The sequence below is a fragment of the Cupriavidus sp. GW821-FHT07C08 genome, assembly GCF_059419025.1.
Genome location: NZ_JBWKQZ010000010.1, coordinates 1 through 17,150, shown reverse-complemented (window position 1 = coordinate 17,150; position 17,150 = coordinate 1). Strand labels below are relative to the sequence as shown.

Annotated in this window: 13 protein-coding genes and 1 pseudogene; 3 read left to right on the top strand and 11 right to left on the bottom strand. The window is 57.5% G+C overall.

Annotated features, from left to right (window positions below):
• The 4 genes from AC07UK_RS14930 to AC07UK_RS14915 form a co-directional block, all read right to left on the bottom strand.
• On the bottom strand, positions 1-495 hold the full coding sequence (locus AC07UK_RS14930; protein WP_494687402.1) for a hypothetical protein: 495 nt from the start codon (positions 493-495) through the stop codon (positions 1-3).
• Between the two features lie 285 nt (positions 496-780).
• Positions 781-1,371, bottom strand: coding sequence for an aminotransferase class V-fold PLP-dependent enzyme (locus AC07UK_RS14925; RefSeq protein ID WP_494693876.1), 591 nt, complete (start codon positions 1,369-1,371; stop codon positions 781-783).
• Positions 1,358-2,137 (bottom strand): RNA-guided endonuclease InsQ/TnpB family protein, encoded by a 780-nt coding sequence (locus AC07UK_RS14920; protein ID WP_494687404.1) that lies wholly within the window; start codon positions 2,135-2,137, stop codon positions 1,358-1,360. The genes AC07UK_RS14925 and AC07UK_RS14920 overlap by 14 nt, the downstream gene beginning before the upstream one ends.
• 138 nt (positions 2,138-2,275) lie before the next feature.
• Positions 2,276-3,424: a DUF4344 domain-containing metallopeptidase gene (locus tag AC07UK_RS14915; protein WP_494687405.1), complete on the bottom strand. Its 1,149-nt coding sequence runs from the start codon at positions 3,422-3,424 to the stop codon at positions 2,276-2,278.
• Positions 3,425-3,519: 95 nt separating this feature from the next.
• On the opposite strand from AC07UK_RS14915, the gene AC07UK_RS14910 reads away from it, so the two are divergent.
• Positions 3,520-3,840: a hypothetical protein gene (locus AC07UK_RS14910; protein ID WP_494687406.1), complete on the top strand. Its 321-nt coding sequence runs from the start codon at positions 3,520-3,522 to the stop codon at positions 3,838-3,840.
• Positions 3,841-7,116: 3,276 nt separating this feature from the next.
• Here AC07UK_RS14910 and AC07UK_RS14905 read toward each other — a convergent pair.
• On the bottom strand, positions 7,117-8,259 hold the full coding sequence (locus AC07UK_RS14905) for a patatin-like phospholipase family protein (RefSeq protein ID WP_494687407.1): 1,143 nt from the start codon (positions 8,257-8,259) through the stop codon (positions 7,117-7,119).
• Positions 8,260-8,291: 32 nt separating this feature from the next.
• Entirely contained in the window at positions 8,292-9,116 is an 825-nt protein-coding gene (locus AC07UK_RS14900) for a ComEC/Rec2 family competence protein (protein WP_494687408.1), read from the bottom strand.
• Between the two features lie 289 nt (positions 9,117-9,405).
• Here AC07UK_RS14900 and AC07UK_RS14895 point away from each other — a divergent pair.
• A pseudogene (locus tag AC07UK_RS14895) lies at positions 9,406-9,552 on the top strand (thiamine pyridinylase); the annotation flags it as partial.
• Positions 9,553-9,588: 36 nt separating this feature from the next.
• Here AC07UK_RS14895 and AC07UK_RS14890 read toward each other — a convergent pair.
• Entirely contained in the window at positions 9,589-10,041 is a 453-nt protein-coding gene (locus tag AC07UK_RS14890; protein ID WP_494687416.1) for a hypothetical protein, read from the bottom strand.
• An 80-nt stretch (positions 10,042-10,121) separates the two neighbouring features.
• Entirely contained in the window at positions 10,122-10,625 is a 504-nt protein-coding gene (locus tag AC07UK_RS14885) for an IS607 family transposase (RefSeq protein WP_494687409.1), read from the bottom strand.
• Positions 10,626-10,855: 230 nt separating this feature from the next.
• Between AC07UK_RS14885 and AC07UK_RS14880 the strand changes: the two genes are divergently transcribed.
• Complete coding sequence (locus AC07UK_RS14880; protein ID WP_494687410.1) at positions 10,856-11,728, top strand: hypothetical protein; 873 nt, start codon at positions 10,856-10,858, stop codon at positions 11,726-11,728.
• Between the two features lie 193 nt (positions 11,729-11,921).
• Here the strand turns inward: AC07UK_RS14880 and AC07UK_RS14875 are convergent, their stop codons facing one another.
• From AC07UK_RS14875 to flgK, 3 genes are all read right to left on the bottom strand, one after another.
• Positions 11,922-12,662 (bottom strand): hypothetical protein, encoded by a 741-nt coding sequence (locus AC07UK_RS14875; protein ID WP_494687411.1) that lies wholly within the window; start codon positions 12,660-12,662, stop codon positions 11,922-11,924.
• 973 nt (positions 12,663-13,635) lie between these two features.
• Positions 13,636-14,865: a flagellar hook-associated protein FlgL gene (gene flgL / locus AC07UK_RS14870; RefSeq protein ID WP_436224337.1), complete on the bottom strand. Its 1,230-nt coding sequence runs from the start codon at positions 14,863-14,865 to the stop codon at positions 13,636-13,638.
• Positions 14,866-14,911: 46 nt separating this feature from the next.
• Complete coding sequence (flgK, locus tag AC07UK_RS14865) at positions 14,912-16,831, bottom strand: flagellar hook-associated protein FlgK (protein ID WP_436224338.1); 1,920 nt, start codon at positions 16,829-16,831, stop codon at positions 14,912-14,914.
• Positions 16,832-17,150: the final 319 nt, after the last annotated feature.

The following is a 17,150-nucleotide window of genomic DNA, read 5'->3' as shown; positions in this document are numbered from 1 at the left end:
TTAAACGCGCATGATCAGGTTCGCGCAGCCTAAACACATACTGCTGGAAACCCGACATGAGGGATACATCCAGTCTGGTACGAAGGCTTCAGCGTAATCCTCACCTGGTTGAGGCCATTCAAATTGATAATACGGCCATGCTGACGGCGGTGTTTGCGAGGATATGAGGCGCAACTTTACGACACCTTTCCTATGAATTGCATGAAGGGTCCTAGTAAAGCTCTGAAAAAGCAGCTTTCTATCCTCTTCCGTCAGTCCCGTGCCATGCGTAATAGTTATGACAACCCAGCGTCCACCTAAAAACAGCAAACGCCAGGGTTCCTCAAAATAGCCACCCGGATGGACACTCCCATCTTCCAGTACTTCGTCAATCTCTATTTCGCGAATCCACGAAATTTCTTCGAGGTCCATCGAACAGGAAATCGCGTTAGCCGCCTCAAGCGCCTCCTTCAAATTATCGGGTACATAGTCGTCGCTAATCCGTACTTCATACATGCCTTATCCCCTTCTCTAAAAATTCGTATAGCGAAGGGATGAGCAGGGCGAGTGCTCGAGGTCCAGAGGTTCTACCGTCGATACCAAGCGGGGCTCGCGTGGTCCGATGTTGTGGGCAGACATTCTCTCTTGCAAAAGGAATCCCCGCAAATCTGACCATTCAGGGTGTCGTAAGGCGGACGGTAGTCCTTGCTGGAGGGCGAAGCCAAAGGGCCTCAGCCAACGATGCCGACGCCTTGACGCGGAGACGCGCGGCCGGTAGCAGGCCCCTGCTCGTGCATCACCTTAGCTGGCGGCGCAGCGTCGTACAGCCTCGACGAACTTCATCACCTCATCGTCGGTCGTGCAAATATGCGGTGACGCCCGAACAATCGCTGGGAGGCCGCGCGCCAGCATGTCCAATGGCGTGAAGGCTGTCCCATTCACAGCAACTACTTGTCCCATATCTTGTAGACGCTCCTGCACCGCGGCTGCGGCTATGCCGTCCACACAGAATGAAACCAGGCCGGATCGCTCTCGGCCGAGGTCAAGAATTCGCACACGATTCACGTCCGCCAAAGAGGATCGCAACTCATCTGCTAACGACGTCACGCGGTCTTGTATGGCCTCCATACTGATCGCAAGCGCTTCACGGATCGCAGTCCTCAACCCGAGGCGCAGCGCCACCGATGATTCAGAGGTTTCAAATAGGCGCGCATCCTTCCTTGCCTGGTACTCTGCCCCATTCCAAGGGGCAGAAAAATGGTCGACTGTACGGGGACGAAGGCGCTTGAGGAATTCTCGGCGTACATACAGGAATCCCGTCCCTCCTGGACCGCGCAGCCACTTCCTCCCCGGTGCTGTGAGGGCGTCGCAGTTGAGTTCACATACATCCACCGGCACTGTCCAACCGCCTGCGCAGCATCAAGGACAAATGGAATTGCTTGTGCAGAAAGTCCCTTCTGCAATTTCTGACTTTTGCGTGAAGCGCCGCAACGCGCTTCGTCTTGCGTGCCCGCTGAGCCTTGCCGATCGCGTCTTCATACCGACGATAGAAGCGCTGGGCCTCGAGCACCTGTCCGTCGCTAGTCGCGGCAAAGTCTTTCAGCCCGAGGTCGATGCCGACCGACGCCCGCCCTTCTGACCGAGGCGCCTTCTCGACCTTGACGGTCACATTCAGATACCAGCGCCCGCGCGCGTCTTCACTGAAGTTGCCTGCCCGTAGGTCGTATCCCGACAAACCGTAGCTATCCCACAGCGACAACCAGCGGCCGTTGAAGCGCACCTGGCCGTACCCGTACTTCAGCGCCCCGGTCTTGAACGGAACCCAGCCCAGGCTGCGGCGAGCGCCGCCACTGGCGCGCCAACGCAACTTGACCTTCTTGAATTGCTTTCGGCGACGACAGTACTCCTGCCCAACCTCCTGAACTGTGTGACTATGCAAGGCCAGACCCGCCTTGGTCGCTCCGTCGGTGTACTTCTGCAACTCGTAGGCCCCGATAAACCGCCGCTCGCGCTCGAAAACGCGTCCCGATAGCTCATTGATAAAATTCCACACGAAGTTCACCTCCCGCGCCTGCGCACGAAGCCAGGCGGCGTGTTTGTCCTTGATGCGTAAGCGCAGGACACGGGTGACGGTCGAGGTATGAGAGGTGGCTAACATACCGAGTCTAAGACTCGGTTTTAGCCTTCCCAATCATAGGTCCTAAGCCGCTTACCCCGCGCTGAAGAGACGGGGCTTGCGCGGCTATCTTATTGGGTCAGATTTGCACATCATTAAAGTAACGCTCAACCCGCTAGCCTACTTTGCAGCAGTGCTGTTCAATATCGACCTGCTAGCAAGATCGCGAATTGCGTTGTTTGCACGAATCCAGGTATCCCGACAGCCCTGAGCCCTTTGTGGAGAAAGGATCTTCTGTTCGAGTAGGGCTGGAATCAGCTCGGGATATTTACCCCCAACGAGGCAGCCGAAGTTCGAGTAACGCTGCAACGAGCTGTTGTGCTCGTCAGAATAGCTAGTATCGGAACTATCGAGGCCCCACGCCGTGAATGCCGCAAGCAGCGTCCTAACTCCCCACATCACGGACCGAAGTTGTTCTACTGACGTGGCCGTACTGCGCAACAGAAGGGTACTAGCAAAATTGTCCGCTGCCGGCTCGCGAGGACCCAGCGAGCTATCATACCGCTCATGGTGTAATGTCGCGTGCCCGAGTTCATGAAGAACTACGAATAGCAATGCGCCCCTTACACGGGCCTCAGCCTGCTCCATCGTGATCCCCTCTTGGACAGCCTCCTGGCGCACAAAGTCCCATAGATTTTCAACTAGCTCATAACAAATGACCACGACATCTTGCTGGTCAATGTAAAAGGCACTGTTCTGGCCACAAGGCTTTGCCACCACCCTAAGTGACTGTCGCACGCCCACCACGCTGCTGGTCAGTGTATAGGCCTGCTCAAGGACCTTTGAAGCCCTTAACCAGGAGACCGTGCGGTCGTTATAGCCAGCGTACGAAACTCGAGCACCAGGCTCCGACTGAGGAATCGCAAAGCTCAAAAGAGGCGAAGCCGATAAGTCGGCGTCGCGTCCTTCTTTGAGCTCCCGGATTCGCTGCTGGTACGCTGAGGTCAGGCAAGCTACGTCCTTGCACTGGTTACGAACAAGATTACGCCAATCACGCTGACCTGCCTCCGCTCGTGTGCTCCCCTTAACGCGATCGAACAGTTCGACCATTACCTTATCGAGTGTCGACAGGTTGCTGTCACCGCAAATCATTATTTCTGTATTCGTTTTAGCATTATCGCACCATGCCGGCTTGCTATACGACACCGCCTTGCTATTCGATACCAAAAACAAAAACGTGATGATGGCCCCTATGATTAGTACAGCCCACTTCCGCGCACTGTGGCTTCGAAAGACATTATCCAAAAGGAAGGAAAATTTAAAAAACATTGCTACATTAACCTCACACAACTTAAATACGTTGACCTATGCCTCTTATGTTCATAATTTTCGCTATTGCATTGGCCGCCGCTCCCTCTGTAGCCATGAGTTCCGAGTTGCCAACACCAATTTCATCACCGGAGCAAATCGCCATCTCCTCCAAGCCCACGATTCTGCATCGTGATAGGGATTTACTTGTCTCCGACGCCAACGAAGAGTGGTGTCGCGCCAAAGTGAAGATGTTTGTGGCCTCCTCGATCCCCGCATCAGCGATTACGGTGAACGGAAAGGCAGGCCTGCAGATGCCCATGAATGCGTGTCGGCGAACGATGAACTCCCTCAAAGTTAAGGATTACTTTCTCCCTGAAGGTATTCCGGACACGTCCGCCCTGCGGGAACGCTCTAACGCTTTTCTTCCAGACTGAAGCTGCTGGAATAGCGGAGACGCCAAGTTAAAGACGTACTGCATGCTCCGCCCCATCTCAATCGCTGAGTCTTGATATTACGGACTTCTGCGTTCGAACTTTAGGCTTGCAAACATGCAGACGCGCACCCCCATCCTTTCATTCCTGACCAACCATTCGAGAGGAGAACGGGCACCGCGAGGAAACCGAAAGGTTAGGAATATCCCTATACAATAATCAGCGTTATCCGAGATATTGTGTAATCCGGTGAGATGTCAGCCAGAAACGACCGTACGTGCGCGTTGTCATACGAGGAACTATAGGCCGACACTTTCGCGTCGGCGCATCAGTTCAACAATCTTCTACGTTCCTTCCGTCCGGTTCGAGCTTGCGATGGCAGTACGCGCTACGACATCGTGTACTTCGCTTAATACGCCTAGGTGTGAGACATGTGGTTTTGCCAGCGTGCTCGACCATCGGGCGCGATCAAGCGACCGCGAAAGGAAATCGCGGAATCGTGCGGGGGAATGCTCTCAGATTCTGCCTGTTCCGGGTCTCACCAGGCGAATCAGAATCGACGAGTACAGGCCACCGGAATCAGTGGTTTCTTCCGCACCTTCCCCAATCGAGCAGCTACCGTCTCCGTTGCAGGTCCGACAAAACCTTGCACGGCAGCGCCGGCGGCAACAAGTCGCAATTGATTTGCCTGCAATCGCTCGGCATCCATGTCGCCGACCAGGACACGTGTGAAAGGTGCACCGGATGCTACTGATTGACGGGGGCTGCGACAGAACCCAACGCGGGTGAAGGTTTCGCCCCCCTTGAATGCGACCGGGGTCGCAGAATGGGTCGATCAGTACACGCTGCTTGAACTTCGCCTGGGCTTTGCGCGTGGCATGAAGATACTGGGTGAGGTAAAGGTGCTTCACATCCGGAACCCATCTACCAACCCCGCGCCCGTGGGGACCAAGCTCGATTGGCTGCTCAGGATGCGGATCCAGATACTCATCATCTGACTTGTCTGCGTTCAATTGGTATTGGTGGGGTTGGAAGGGATCGCGTGTGTCGCGTTTGCAAATATAAGCGGAAAATGCCCATATGTATCTGAATACAGCCCGGCATTTCCCTCCCCTGATCGCAACCGCTTGGCGAACATATGGCTGTTCATGCAGAGGGGGCATCTTCCCGGCCATCTTTCAGAGCGACAATAGCCAGATTCAGGGGCACCCTTCCCCTTCTGTCTGCAGCCAGCGGACAAAGTCGGCTTCCCGCCAGCGGAGCGGAAAGCCCGAGCCCAAATAGACCGGCGGCGGTAGGGTCCAGGGGCGGGATCGCAGGCGCCGGCGGACTGTCACAGGGGTAAGACCCAGCAGCTCGGCTAGCAGGCCGCTGAAGTTCCCCCCGCTGCAAACGGTATGCGTTCCGCCTGTGCAGGTGATCACTGCTCAATTTCACAATCCGGAAGCTGCGCGCCCCTGAATCGAGTTTTTCGGCTGTTGGGCGCCCATTTCCGGCTTTCTTTGCCTGATTACTGCAACTGCGGACGGATCTGTCCCAGGGAACGCATGCGCACGAGGTTGTCGGCGACCATGCTTAGGACCAACATCCGCTTTACGCCAGTTGCAGATTTGCACCGCGTCTCAGTGACGGTTCACATCGTGACCAGAATCCGCTTCGCTTTCGATGACACAGCGTGAGCGAATGCTGTTACTTCGCTGTGCCCGGGAGCGATAGCAGCAACAGCTGTTGCACACACCTCACCATGACAGCCGCCCCGAAATATGTGAGGCCGCGCCCCCCATGGAACCAAAACATGGCATGGGCGCTGCCCAGACACTGCTGTTCCTGTCGGGAATCCCCATCCATTTTCAAGATGAGCTGCGATCGTGTCGAACATCGGATGGCGATAGGAGTTGCGAGGTCCTGCAGAGAGGACGGAGGATGCGCGCCGCTTCGGCCTTGGGTATGTGGCGGAATGCAATCGACCTCCATGGTGTGTCATACAGAGCATGCTGAAGGAGTCTCCTGCGACAACCGATGGGATGTAGACATAAGCCGCATCGCCCGGGAGAAGGCAATTTCTCGTGCTGTTTCGCTTGGGACGCAAAGTCACCGCCAAGCCTGAGTCGTTAGCAGTACGTCCAGTACAGCGCTCTATCGTCACTGGACCCTCTGTGACAGTAGCCGGCCATGTGTGATCCCAGATGTGCAGTGTACCGTGAGCATACAGTTCAGCGGCAAAGGCCAGCTGAATGGGCGTCATCGGAACAGGTGGAGTTAGCCAAGGGGTATCAAGTGCTTCCGGATGTCGCAGCGCTGAGGACCAGTGGTCCCAATCCCAGTGGGAGAGGACCACCATTGGCTCCGCAGTGAAGCAGAAGCCCGCGAAGTCATCGGGAAAAGTCTTCCGATTGGCGAGGACGCCACCTCCAAAGTCCACGTACAGCTGGGGGAGATGCATGGCCGAGTCGACTGCGGCCTGGCATGCGCCCTGACCAACATCGTAGAAGGCAACACCACCGGCGACAGAAAGACTGGCAAGACGCGCCCTGAAGAAATCTTGCGAGTGTTGTGGCGAAGGGCGCGTGGCGAGCGCCAGGGCAATCCAACCCTGCGAACTCATCGGCCCCTTCTCCTGCCATCCCGGTGGGCGACGCTCATGAAACGAAATCTTTACGTCTGCACCATCCGAAAATAGGCTCGTGTATATCCTCGCATCGGCCTCCAGACTAGACGTCGGTTCGTATCCAAATTCGAACCACGCAATATCCCCTGGCTGCGCACCGTCAGGAAAAGGCGGCAAGGTGTATGTGGTCAGTTCCAGCACCGACAGCGGTGCCGTCCGATAGACTTCGGTCCAAAGCTCTCCACCTTCGATTGACGACTGAGCGTGAAACCAAGAGGTGTCGACACACTCGAGATAGACCGGTTCGAGTTCCCTCGACTGATTGCGCGTGAAGTCGTTCTCCGGCTCTGGCACCTCAATGGCAGCGTACACCCTGCCTCCACGGGGCTCTTCGCCATGGCCTTCTCCAGGTGGAATGAAGAAACGGTTTCTAAACCCGTCCCCTGCACGTTCATAGCCCCGCCGCTCGAATGGACGACGCGGAATGCCGTCGCCCTCCTCATTCTGAAGCCAGCTACTCGACGGCTTGGGAGCGTTTGATGGCTGATTCATCTCTTCCTCCGTGCATTTTTGAACCCTACGACTTAGCGAATGCTGGGCGAAGATTCTCGTCCTCTTCCTCGATTTCCTCTTATCATCACGATCGCGAGATCCTGGTCACGGCAGCGTGGTCATTTTAACGTCTCATGTTCCTTGCCTTCGGGAACTCCGAGGCCGTACGTTTCGTAAACCCGCTTGGCCACTGCGTACCCGTGCTCAGCCAGCCCGTCGAACTCAATCTCTGACAAGCGGCGGAGCGTCGTCGGGAATGTGCAGGCAAACTCTGCATTCCTGTCTGTTGCACGGTCAAAAAGTGGAGAGTCAATTTGTATGAACGCCCCTGCATTCGTACGCTTCAAGTACTCCACGAAGGTACGCACCCGGAGATTCCTTGCTTGGTCAGCCATGATGTCTGCAACTCGTTTCAGCCGCCATGGATTGAGCGCAACAGCACTGAATCCCTGTGCAAGAGGCGCGCCGGCGTCTGAAGCTATCACGATGCCCGCTAGAACTTTTGGCTTCCCCTTACCTGCATCGAACAGCGGTTCGAGTCCGAGGTTGTCGTACACACCGCCGTCGTACAGGTGAAGCGGATTAAATTCTGGCTCAACCGGTTTGGCAGCGCTTTCCGGCTCACCCCACCCCCGTTTTTTCCACTGGTAGTCCGCAGTTGGCAACGCTAGTGGACCAATTCCCCCTGGGAAGGCGGCCGAGACCGCGACGGCAATCGACACAGGCAAGTCGCCGGCTTCTGCATAACCTCCCTCGTAGTCCCCAATAGTGGATCCTTTGAATCGAAAGCGCTTTCCATTCTCTGCGGCCGTCGCATTGATGGACCAAGTTGGGCTAAGTGGGAGCTCTCGCAAAGTAAAGTCCAAGTCCCAATGCCGTTCAAGAGCCTTTCCGACCAGGTTCGCGCGCGACAACAAGTATTGCCAGTTGAATGGACGGATAAGTTGGATCAGGCCATCGCTGATTAAGCTACGACTGCAGACCTTCTGTTTGATGGCTGGGTAGACCTTAGTTATAAAGGCCTCAGAGCTAGGCCAGCATCTCTCCGCATTGGCAAATATCAGTCCGGCGGCAAGACTACCACCTGACACGGAGCTGATGTGGCCGACCTTCTCCATTAGGCCTAGCTCGGCGAGTAGCTTCAGCACCCCGAGGTGAAATACCAACGCACGAACACCTCCACCAGAGAGTGCAAGCGAAATGCCTCTATCAGCGGAAACAGCCACATCAGACGTGATGTGATGCCGAGTGGCGTCGTTCACGTGGCCATCGAGGCACACCCGGGTGGCGTCTGTCATTGCGGCTTGAATTTGTAGGTATTGATGCCATCCTTGTCCGCAACAGTCTTAAGCGACTGCCCCCCTTCGCCCCAACAAGTGGCGAAGTGCCCTTTGGCGTGGGCAACAAAGAGCTCCTTTGCCTCTGGATCTGGGTGACCGTACTGATTGTCGATACCAGCGCTGATGAGAACTGTGTGAGGTTTGATAAGTTTCATCGCGGCCGCCGAGATCCCGTTCTTTGACCCATGGTGTGGGGCATCAAGAATGTCAGAGGCAATAGCGTCTTTGAAGATGCGTGTGATTGATTCCCACCTTTCATTCTCAGTATCGCCAGTGATGAGATAGCTTCGTCCTGAACTTCGCTCCTTGATCTTGCAGACCAAAGAGCAATTGTTCGAAGAGTTCATGTCTTCGGCATGAGGTGAAAAGGCCTCAATAACGAAGTCTTTCGAGATCTTATTATAGAAGCGAGTGTCGTTCTTCTCGAGGGAGACGGAGTACTTGTCGAAAGTCTTCTGCTGTTCGAAGGCCTTGATCGCAGCAAAGCAGGCATTCGCTGTCTTCGTATCCTTGAAGTACTTCGGATACATAATCCAGTCAGGGCGATACTTGTTCAGGATGAGCTTAATACCAACTTCGTTGAAGTGATCTGAGTCAAAGCCTGTGACCATTAAACCGACGATTTTCTTCCCTGAAAGTATTTTCGCCAGCGCAGCCTTGACGTTGATCACATCGTTAGCCGGGTTCAGTGGAACGTACGTGTCGACGATGACGGCCTCGGTGTCACCAGTTACAACGACAAACTGCCCCTGCCCGACATTGAGTGTATATACGATCATCCTTTCTCCTTGAATGTTTGCTCACTAAGTCAATGTACCCAAATTTGATGGCGACGATCGAAACGTTAGCAAGCCGGCTCCGCGCGCATGTTACAAGTAGGACGGCTAAAGCGTAAATTTATTGACCCCCACCTCAGCAGGATTTCATTTTTATGAGATCGCTCTATCGAGGGATGCCGTGTTCTTTCTTTGTCGATGAAACCTGCGTCATATTGAATCAGCCGATCCTGAGCTTAATAGGAAAATTCTTACATACCTCAGAGGGGTGGCGATGGTGGGTGCTAACTGCCACTGGCTTGAACCATTGGCATCAAACGAGATACAGAACATTGACGACTTCGTTCCCTACGCGATCGAGGGAGTCAAAGTTGGTGAAACGTACTACAGCATCCCTCAACTTGGTTGTCCTAGCCTGCTGTTCTACCGTAAGACCGACACTCCCGTTACTTTAAAGATGTGCAAATCTGAACATTCAGAACGGCGCAAGGCGAACGGTGGTCCTTGCTGGAGGGCTTCGACCAACGGTGCTGACGCCTGGTCGCGCGGGCGCGCGACCGGCTGCGAGCCACTGCTCGCGCACCAGACTCCTGTACGCTGTATGAATCTCGCCCCAGGCACCTGGTCGCGATCTGCGGTCTTTCCTTACAGGTAACCGCAGGACTTCATGGCGCCCTCGCACCGGAACACGGACACCCGTGCCGGCGCGCGGCAAGCGTTCAGACAACTTCTGCCCGCGGCGGGCAACCACGCCCGCCGCGGCAGCATGCACGCTCCAGCCTCGTCGCGCGGCGTACTTCACTGCGCCGATAGTCGAGGCATTGAACAGACGCGCCGGGATGGTGTGGGTGCGGCAGAAATCGGTCTTGTACGTCATCGCCTTGCCGCCGCCGGCGGCCACGCGGGCGTACAGCTTGCGCTTGAGCATGCCCTAGAGGTCGCCGTAGCGCAGGAGAATAGTCTCCGCCTCTTCGCTCAGGCGCAAGCGGGTCTGGGTGGTCGCCTGCATCAGCCCACCAGTGCCTTCAGGACCGTTCGGCTGCGCAAGCCATAGGGGCTGGTGAGAATCTCGACCAGGTCCTCGGTGAGCTGCTGCTCACGCGAAACATCCGCCGTCGCATCGAGCACCACGACCTCGACGCCGAAGAACCGGAAAATCTGGAATAGCAACTCACCGCCAAAGCGCAGCAGCCGGTCCTTCGTCACGACCTCGACGTGGGGAAATCCTGCCTCATGACAATGCCGCTCCAGCCGGGCCGCCTGCGTCAGTAATTGCTCACGCTGGTCATGAGAGGAGACCCGGGCGTAGCAGATGGTCTTGCCGGCTGCGGGTGTCGGCGCGCCCGATGCAGTTCGGACTGCCTCTGATGCATAGCGCCGATGGCCGCCTAAAGTGCGCAAAGCAGACAGCAGCCTGCCCTGACGATGCCAGCGCCGCAACGCGGCTACAGCCACGCCATGCGCCGATGCCGCTTTCCCGACGGATAGAAGTTGTGTTCCCGGTTTGGTCATAACCGGGTATAGGCACGTTTTTTAAACGCGCATGATCAGATTTGTGCAGCCTATCCACATACAGCTACATACCCTCACTCTGAAGGCTGGCGTTGCGTGATGAGGATAAAACGCTCGTCTAGACAATTTGTACGACCTAGGCTCCGCTGCCGCCCTATGGTCATACCCATCCAGCGTTGTTCTATCTATGGACATCCTGGCTCTTCATGAATTTATCTTAGAAAAAATAGATGAACCATTTCACCCCTAACGCCTACGATGATGCGAACCAATCTTCACTAGACGCATGCGAACCGACTGTGACCACAAAACAGGACGGCCCCTTGCCGTGTCAACTCGAGATGGAAATTACTTGCCTTCCTGCAGATGCTCGAGCTGATATTCTCGTCCTTGGGGAGTATCTACGCACTCACTCTCCCTCCGCTCGAGCAATCGCTTATATCATGGAGCGCTCCGCTAACCCGGAGGTCTTTTTGGCCTTCGGCGACACCATCCAAAGCGACAGTCTAGTGTGCGTATATGTTCGGGAAGATGACCTCTACCAGGATGCCATCAAGAGCTGGAATGGCGTCCATCTCTATGACCCTCTCGGTGAGGACCGCTCTTTCGTTTTCTGTGTCGCCAATTTCGACGGCAAGCAAGCGTTGAGCTGGCTCAATCTTGAGGTTGCCAACCTTTTCTCTTGTGCCCTGTACGACTCGGAGAATACGGGAGCCGTCTACGCTATGCTAATTGGCCCGTCCAAATTAACTCTCTTCACGTTTGCGTTCGATTTCGAACAATTAAAACGTCAAGGAGCTTTGAGGGCACAGTCGATAACCGAGACGCCCACGGAAGATTCGAGGCCATTAGGCTGGCCATCACCCGAGCATCAAGCTATCGATTGGTTTCCGGATGGCCTGGATGACGACCTCCTTAACTTATTCGGTAACGTCAAGCTAACGCCCACATACAGTGAGCCTATCGACTGGTTCGGGGTGAAAAATGGAGAAATCCACTACGGCGACTACCTAGACGGCTACTTCGGCCCAGAGGAAGAGGAAGAGCCGCCAGGCGAACCTGAGCCCGAGGACACGCCCGCAGAGTCGACGCTAGCTACATGAGGCACGAGGTCCGCCCGGGGACGTCAAACCGTTAAGCATGGGGCGGCGGTGCACAGAACGCCGGCGGGGAAGGCGTTCGGTGGCTTGCTAGTCCCTCGCCGAGACCAATGTTCAACTATGGCGAGGAGACAAGGCCTGTCGATGAGGTGGGCTAGTTACCAGCCGAGAGCAGATGCCGCAGTTGATGTCGGATTCAGCCCTTAAGCAGGCCCTTGGCAGGCAAGTGTCGCCGGGCGTCCTGCTGCCATTGCTCCACCTCCGCTTCATCAATCATGCGACGCTCCAGTAGCGTGCGCACATGAACCGCGCTGAGTCTCTCGCCATCCTTGAACGCAGCAAACGCGGCCTCAAGCAGAGCGGTCTCGATATCGCCATCTAGAACAACGCGCTCGTTCTCAGCTTGAGCTTGTAGGGCCTGGACGGCCTTTTGCAGAGGTTCGTCACGCCAATAGGACTCCAAGGGGCCGGTAGCTGACAGCCAATCGTCAACGTACCAGACGGGTTCCCGGGTCTCCAGTTCCAGCAACATTTCCTCGATGCGCTCCTCAGCCGCCTCGGCGTCCGCATTAGCCTTGGCAACGTAGGCGTTACCGTCCCAGACTATTTCGATGCCGTGGAATACACGCTCCGCCAGCGCTCGAAACGTGGAGGATTCCAACAGGTCGGCCAGCGCCGCACCTGCTACCTCGGCGGGCACTTCGTACCACCGGGTTCGGCCGTAACAAACCTCCTCCGGTTCGGCGGGACCATACTCATGGTTATAACCAACCGTAATAATGGCGCGCTCACAGTCGATTGCGATGTGTGCCGACTGCGGGAAATCCTCGTCAGCATAGTGACGGTATAGAGGCGCCACCCGTCTACGCAGACCGCCGAGGTCACATTCGAGTTTCAGCAGCTCCGCTGGACCTGCGTGAGTGTTTGCGTTGATCATGATTCCTCCCGAATCTATCGTCAAGTCATGGTCCGATTGTATTAACGAAAAAATCCAAGAGCAATGTTTTCAATTACCACGATATTACGTATATATTGTTAAGGCAATTTTCGATACACACTTATCAAATCGTAAGTCATTGATATATAAAAACATTAATCACCCGATCCCCCCTTAAATATCTTCACAGCGCCCTCGATTAAGGCTTTACAAATGGGGCTTCATCCCTCGAAATTCTTGATAAATCGACTGTGACGTTTTGAAAACAAAATGGCGGTGCGCGTCGAGCAGTCTAGGAAGCACCCGTCGCTAGGCGGAAGTTGGTTCCAGAATTTACGATAAGCCTAAGGGAAGGGCAGCGAGGCGTGGGTATCGAATACCGGCGGCCATTCTCGCGATGTCGGCTTGCTAAAAGCCGTGCCATCAAACTATTTCCGTATGGGATTCTGGGCCCTCATCTCCTTCTGCCTGCAGCCAACGAAGAACGTCGGCTTCCCTCCAGCGGAGCGGATAATCTGGGCCCAAATAGGCCGGCGGTGGAAGGGTCCACGGACAGCGTCGTAGGCGCCGGCGGACTGTCGCGGAGGTCAGGCCTAGCAGCTCGGCTAGGTCGCGGATGTCGAGGTAGGTGAATATTGGTTGCATGCGTAGTGTAGCAACCAGTTTTTTTCAGACGGCTCTTTCTAATGCCTTTACAATCAGCTTATCAATTGATGTCAACAGGGCGAAGAGAAGGAGCAGCCTCTCTTATCCCGCCCATCAAGTTAGCGTCCACTGACCGAATAATTCGGCCTATCTTCACGCGCACAAACACAGCGAAGGTGGCACAGCCGGCGTGGCAAATATATAGCTGCAACCCTTACCCAGCAAGGGCTGCAGGCAAGTTTGAGGTGCAAAGCGCGTATCTATTTGACAGATTTGCAGCTAAGTTTTTTTCGTTGCCACTTCCTCAATAGCGGGCGCCCCACCCGCCTTACAAATATTTAAACAAATTCATCCCCTGAATCTGCATAAACGACTGCTGCGCCCCCTGCAGCGCTGTCTGCCGCTGGTAATACTCGGTGATCGCCTTCGCGTAATCCAGATCCTGCAGCCCCGACAGCGTCTGCGCATAGGTCAGGTCGCGATTGGACCCCACGTCGTCCAGCGCATCCAGTTCATTCATGCGCGAGCCCACCGATGCGCGCACGGTCAGCACGTTGTCGAGCGAGTTGGAGAACTGGCGCGTGGCGGTGGAGATGACGTTGCCAAGATGGGCCCGATCGCTGCTGCCTGGCGTGGGCTGGCGCAGCGTGTCGATCACCGTCTGCAGGTTGGCGAACATGTCGGTGCCGGCCTTGCTGGCGGGATCCATGGTCATGGTGTCGCCGTCCTTGGGATCGCCGGTCACGTTGAAGCTGACGCCGGCGACGTCGATATGGGCTGGCGACGTGTAGGCAACGGGGCCCTTCACGACCGGTGCGGGGGTCGTGCCTGCCGACAGGTCGGTGATGGTGTACTCCATCTGGCCGCCGGCATTGGCCGCAAACTTGACCTCCATCGAGAGCCCATAGTTGGGATCGCTGGGGTTCGTGGTCGACACCGTGCCGAACGTGGCGCTGCCGGTGTTGTTGGCATTGCCCTTGACAACATAGCCGGCGCCGCCGGTCACGCTCATGAACACTTCCCGCCCGGTGTTGCCGGCGGGCATCTGGCGCGCCACATCGACCTGCAGCAGTTGCTGGCCGTTGTCGCCGATGTAGGTGCCGGGACCCGTGCTCTGCGTGAACGGCGCGCTGCCGGAGCGGGTGCCGCCGAACAGGTACTGGCCGTTGCCGTCGTCGGAGTTGGCCAGTCCCGCCAGCTGGTTGTACAGGCCTTCCAGCGCCGTGGCCAGCGAGCCGCGGTCCGCATCGCTCATGGTGCCGTTGCCGGCCTGGACCAGCAGCGTCTGGATGTTCTGCGTGATGGTGGTCACGGACTGCAGCGCGTTCTCTTCCGCGGCCAGCGCGATATTGGCCTGCTTGCGCGAGGTAGCGTACTGGCCGTTGACGGCCTGCGCCTGGCTCACGCCCAGCGCGCGGGTGGCGCCGACGGGATCGTCGGACGGCGTCAGGATGCTGCGGCCGGTGCCGAGCTGCTGCTGGATATGCAGCAGCGAGCCCTGTTGGGAGTTCATCGAAGCCAGGCCTTGCTGGTACAGGGTGGAGCTTGCAACGCGCATATTGGTTACCTCTTCTGACTCTGCTGACGCTTGTGGGTGCCGCCGCTTACCTGCCGATGCCGATGATGGTGTCGAACAGCGTGCCGGCCGTCTGGATCACCCGGGCATTAGCCTGGTACAGCTGCTGGAAGCGCAGCATCGACACGGTCTCCTCGTCCATGTTGACGCCGGACACCGACTGCTGCGCCGTCTTGATCTGCGTGGTGATGCTGTCCTGCGAGGCCGAGGCGATCTTGACCGACTTGGCACGCGTGCCGACGTCGTTGACCAGCTGGGCGTAGCCTTCGCTGAAGCTGGACACGCCGCCGATAGTCTTGGCGTTCTGCAGCTTGGCCAGCGCCAGCATGTTGCCGTTGTCCTTGACCGCGCCGGCGTTGCTGACCAGCGTGAAGGTGTCGCCGGCCTTGGGCGTGCCGCCGAAGCTGAAGGTCAGGCCGTTGAGGGTGTAGTCGGTATTGCTGCCGTTGGACACGGGCGCCGGCTGGGACGCGAGCGGTCCGTTGGCATCGCTGAAGACGTACTTGGTTCCGTCGAACTTGGCGGTGATCGGGCCGGACAGCAGCGAATAGCCGGGGGCGACGTTGCTCAGGCTTGCCGTGCCGCTGCCCTTGTTCAAGGCCCCCGCTTCGACGTGTGCCGGCGATGCCGCGGCGATCCTGGCCGGGTCGCTGATCGCCATGTCGAAGCCGGTGGCGGCATTGCGCGTGGGCTGGATCGTGAACGAATCGTTGGTGCCCATCGCCGCATTGATCTCGACGGTGAAGCCGTCGGCGCTGAACTGCAGCGGGTAGCTGGCGCCGCCGGCGGGCACCGGCGTGACCACCTGCTGGTTGTCGGAGAGGCGCGTCAGCGTGTAGTTGGTGCCGTCGAATTGCAGCTTGTAGTCGCTGGTGGTCAGGGCCGAGGCATTGGCGATCTTGGCCGTTGCCACCGTGGTTTTCACGGTGTTGTTGGCGTTGGGGATGGCGGTGGCACCACCCAGTGCAAACATGTCGGTGCCAATGGCGCCGTTCAGGTCGATGCCCAGCTTGTGCTGCGCATTGAAGCTCTGGCCGATCGCCAGCGACAGCCGGCCGATGGCGCTCTGCGCCGCGTCCAGGGATTCGGTGCGGAACTGCAGCAGGCCGCCCAGCGAGCCGCCGGTGATCGCGCCCGGCTCGCTCTCGAACACATTGCCGTTGGGCAGGGTGTAGGCCACCACGGTGCGGTTGGGATCGGCCGCCGAGGCAACCGCCTTCAGCGCGTACGCGTCATTGCCCATCACCAGCGGCTGGCCGTTGCCGACGAAGACGTTGTAGGTGCCGCTGTCCTGCACCACCACCTTGGCGCCGACCAGCTTCGTCAGCTCCGCCACGGCCTGGTCGCGCTGGTCCAGCAGGTCGTTGGGCGGCTGGCCGCCGGAGGCAGCCTTCAGGCGGGTGATTTCCTGGTTCAGGTTGGCAATCTGCTTGGTATACGCGTTGACCTGCGTGACGGCGGTGCCGACCTGCTCATTGACGCCCGCTTGCAGCTGCTTGAAGTAGTTGCTGGCCGAGCGCACCTGCCCCACCAGCGCCTGTCCGGCCGACAGCATGCCCTGGCGCGCTGCCGGATCGGCGGGGGTGTCGGCCACGGCCTGCACCGCCGCGAAGAACTTCTGCATCAGCGGCGCCAGGCCGCCCTTCTGGTCGGCGAGCAGGTTGTCGATCTGGGCGATCTGGTCCGAGTACGCCGCCAGCGATGCGCTGGCCGAGGTGGCGCCACGCAGCTGGCCGGTCAGGAATTCGTCATAGACGCGGATCACCGTGGTGGTGTTGGAGCCGAAGCCATAGAAACCCTGGCTGGTGTACTGGCCGCCGGCCGAGGCCACGATGGTGTTCTGGCGCGAATAGCCTTCGGTCGCCGAATTGGCAAAGTTGTGGCCGGTCGTCGTCAGCGCGTTCTGCGCGGTGTTCAGGCCGGAAAGACCAATACTGAAGAGAGACATTGTGCTCTGACCCCGGATGGATGGGACTGCCGCGGCAAGGGCCGGCGGTGGTGGATGTGGAAGTTATCGGCTGGTTGGGGGCGGGACTTTAGGTGTGGAAGTGGCGTTTTCCAGATCCTGCAGGTTTGCTCCCCTCTCCCGCGTGCGGGAGAGGGGCCGGGGGAGAGGGTAGGCCTGTGCCTCGCGATAGCCTCTCTTGCAAGGGACGCTCCTGCCCTCTCCCCCACCCCTCTCCCGCCGGGCTTGCCTTTACCCACAACTTCCGGCGGCTTACTCGTTTTTCTGGAAGATCCGATACATTTCGGTGATTTCGTGCAAA